Source organism: Geodermatophilus sp. SYSU D00663 (assembly GCF_054050655.1).
The window spans coordinates 1-3,186 of the sequence record NZ_JBJGZT010000053.1; the positions used below are offsets into that span (position 1 = coordinate 1).

2 protein-coding genes are annotated in these 3,186 nt (G+C 75.9%); both read left to right on the plus strand.

Annotated features, from left to right (window positions below; all coding sequences use genetic code 11):
• On the plus strand, positions 1-1,454 hold a 1,454-nt coding region (locus tag ACI79Z_RS22775), incomplete at its 5' end, for an aldehyde dehydrogenase family protein (protein ID WP_456904220.1).
• Positions 1,451-3,070, plus strand: a complete 1,620-nt coding sequence (locus ACI79Z_RS22780) for a GMC family oxidoreductase (RefSeq protein WP_456904222.1) — start codon at positions 1,451-1,453, stop codon at positions 3,068-3,070. The genes ACI79Z_RS22775 and ACI79Z_RS22780, both read left to right, overlap by 4 nt.
• Positions 3,071-3,186: the final 116 nt, after the last annotated feature.

Here is a 3,186-nt window from a genome sequence, read left to right on the forward strand (position 1 = left end):
CCGCCGCCGACGGCGGCGAGTTCCGCGTCCACGACGCCTACGCCGTCCGCGAGACGGTGGGGCGCGCCCGGCCGGCCGCGGCGCGCTGGGCCGGGCTCGGGTTCGACGGCCGCCGGCAGCGGCTGGCCGCCTACCGCGGCTACCTGGCCCGGCGGATGCACGAGCTGGCCGACCTGGTGCACCGGGAGAACGGCAAGCCGCACGCCGACGCCCTCCTCGAGATCACCCTCGCGATCGACCACCTGGCCTGGGCCGGGGCGCACGCGCGGAGGACGCTGGGCCCGCGCCGGGTGCGCGCCGGCATGCTCGCGGCCAACCACGCCGCCTACCTCGAGTACCAGCCGATGGGCGTCGTCGGCGTCATCGGCCCGTGGAACTACCCGGTGTTCACGCCGATGGGCTCGATCGCCTACGCGCTGGCCGCCGGCAACGCCGTCGTCTTCAAGCCCTCCGAGTCCACCCCCGCCGTCGGCGCGTGGCTGGCCGCCGCCTGGCGCGCGGCCGTCCCCGACGTCGCCGACGCCCTCCAGGTCGTCACCGGCTCCGGCGAGACCGGCGCCGCGCTGTGCCGGGCCGGCGTGGACAAGCTGGCCTTCACCGGCTCCGGGGCCACCGGGCGCAAGGTCATGGCCGCCTGCGCCGAGACGCTCACCCCCGTGCTCATGGAGCTCGGCGGCAAGGACGCGATGATCGTCGACGACGACGCCGACGTGGCCGCCGCCGCCGACGCCGCCGTCTGGGGCGGCATGAGCAACGCCGGGCAGACCTGCATCGGCATCGAGCGGGTCTACGCCACGGAGAAGGTCTACGACGCCTTCGTCGCCGAGGTGACCGAGCGGGTGCGCGCCCTGCGCCCGGGGTCCGACGAGGAGGCCGCCTACGGCCCGATGACGATGGCGTCGCAGACCGACGTCGTGCGGCGGCACCTCGACGACGCGACCACACGCGGCGGCCGGGCGGTCCTCGGCGGCACGGTGGACGGCGGGCTCCCCCACGCCGGCTACGTCGCGCCGACGGTGCTGCTCGACGTGCCCGAGGAGTCGGCCGCGGTCCGCGAGGAGACGTTCGGGCCGACGCTGACCATCACCCGTGTGGCCGACGCCGAGGAGGCGCTGGAGCGCACCAACGCGACGTCGTACGGGCTGGCCGGCGCGGTGTTCTCGCGGTCGAGGGCGCGCGCGATGGACCTCGCCCGCCGGATGCGCAGCGGCATGACCAGCGTCAACTCGGTGCTGACCTTCGCCGGGGTGCCCTCGCTCCCCTTCGGTGGCGTGGGCGAGAGCGGCTTCGGCCGGATCCACGGCGAGGACGGGCTCAGGGAGTTCACCCGCGCCAAGGCGATCACCCGGCAGAGGTACGCGCTGCCGGTGAACCTGATGTCCTTCGCCCGCCCGCCGGCCGCGTTCGACGCGGTGGCGCGGGTCATGGGCATGGTGCACGGGCGGCACCGGTGAGCGTTGAGGTGCGCGACGAGTTCGACGTCGTCGTCGTCGGGGCCGGCTCCGCCGGCTGCGCGCTGGCCGCGCGACTGACCGAGGACCCGTCGGTGCGGGTGCTGCTGCTGGAGGCCGGCGGCTCCGACGACGTCCTCGAGGTGCAGATCCCCGCGGCGCTGTACAAGGTCTGGCGCACCCGGCGGGACTGGAACTACACCACCGAGCCGCAGCCGGGCCTCGGCGGGCGCGGGCTGTTCTGGCCGCGCGGGAAGCTGCTGGGCGGGTCGTCGTCGATCAACGCGATGATCTACGTCCGCGGCGCGGCGGCCGACTACGACGAGTGGGCCCGGCTGACCGGTGACCCGTCGTGGTCCTACGAGTCCGTGCTGCCGCTGTTCCGGCGGATGGAGGACAACGCGCGCGGCGCCGACCGCTTCCACGGCGTCGGCGGGCCGCTGCGGGTGGAGGACCTGCGCTCGCCGCACCCGTGGACGCGCGCGGTGGTCGAGTCGGCAGTGGCCGCCGGGTACCCCCGCAACGACGACTTCAACGGCGCCGCCCAGGAGGGCGTGGGCCAGTACCAGGTGACGCAGAGGCGGGGCCGCCGCTGGTCGGCCGCCGACGCCTACCTGCGCCCGGCACTCGGCCGGCCCAACCTGACGGTGCTCACCGGCGCGCTCACCACCCGGGTGCTGGTCTCGGGCGGGCGGGCCACCGGCGCCGAGTACCGGCGCGGCGGGCGGACGCACACCGCGCACGCGGCCGGTGAGGTCGTGCTGTGCGGCGGCGCGGTGAACTCGCCGCAGCTGCTGATGCTGTCGGGCATCGGGCCGGGCGCGCACCTGCGCGAGGTCGGCGTCGACGTCGTCCACGACCTGCCCGGCGTGGGCGGCGGGCTGCAGGACCACCCGCTGGTGCCGGTCGTCTGGGACGTGCGGTCGGGGAGGTCGCTGCTCCGGGCGGAGTCGCCGTCGGGGTACGCGCAGTGGTTCGGCGCCCGCCGCGGGCCGCTGTCGTCGAACCTGGCCGAGGCGGGGCTGTTCACCCGCTCGCGGCCGGACCTCGACCAGCCCGACCTGCAGTACCACTTCCTGCCGGTCAAGTTCTGGCGGCAGGCGGAGGTCGACCCCGACGTCGACGCGTTCACCGCCGCCGCCGTCCTGGTGCACGTGCACTCGCGCGGCTCGGTGCGGCTGCGCTCGGCCGACCCGACGTGGGCGCCGGCCATCGACGCCGGCTACCTCACCGACGAGCGCGACCTCGACGCGCTGGTGACCGGCGTGGAGAAGGCGCGGGAGCTCGCGTCGGTCGGCCCGCTGGCGCAGGTGCTCGCCGCGGAGTGGTCGCCCGGCGGCACGGTGCGCACGGCCGACGCGCTGCGGGCGAAGGTCCGGGAGACGCTGGAGTCGCTGTACCACCCGGTGTCCTCGTGCCGGATGGGCGTGGACGACTCCGCCGTCGTGGACCCGCAGCTGCGGGTGCACGGGCTCGACGGCCTGCGGGTGGTCGACGCCTCGGTGATGCCGACGCTGGTCCGCGGCAACACCAACGCGCCGACGATCATGATCGCGGAGCGCGCCGCCGACCTCATGGCCGGCCGCACCGTCGACCCCGTCTTCGCCGCGACCGCCTGACGCCGTCCTCCCGCCTTCCGCGCGCGAAAGGCGGGACGTCGTGACCCCCCGTCCGCGCGGGGGAGGCGGGTGTCGGCACAGCCAGGGGCGCGCGGATGCGGGCGCGCTCAGCAAAG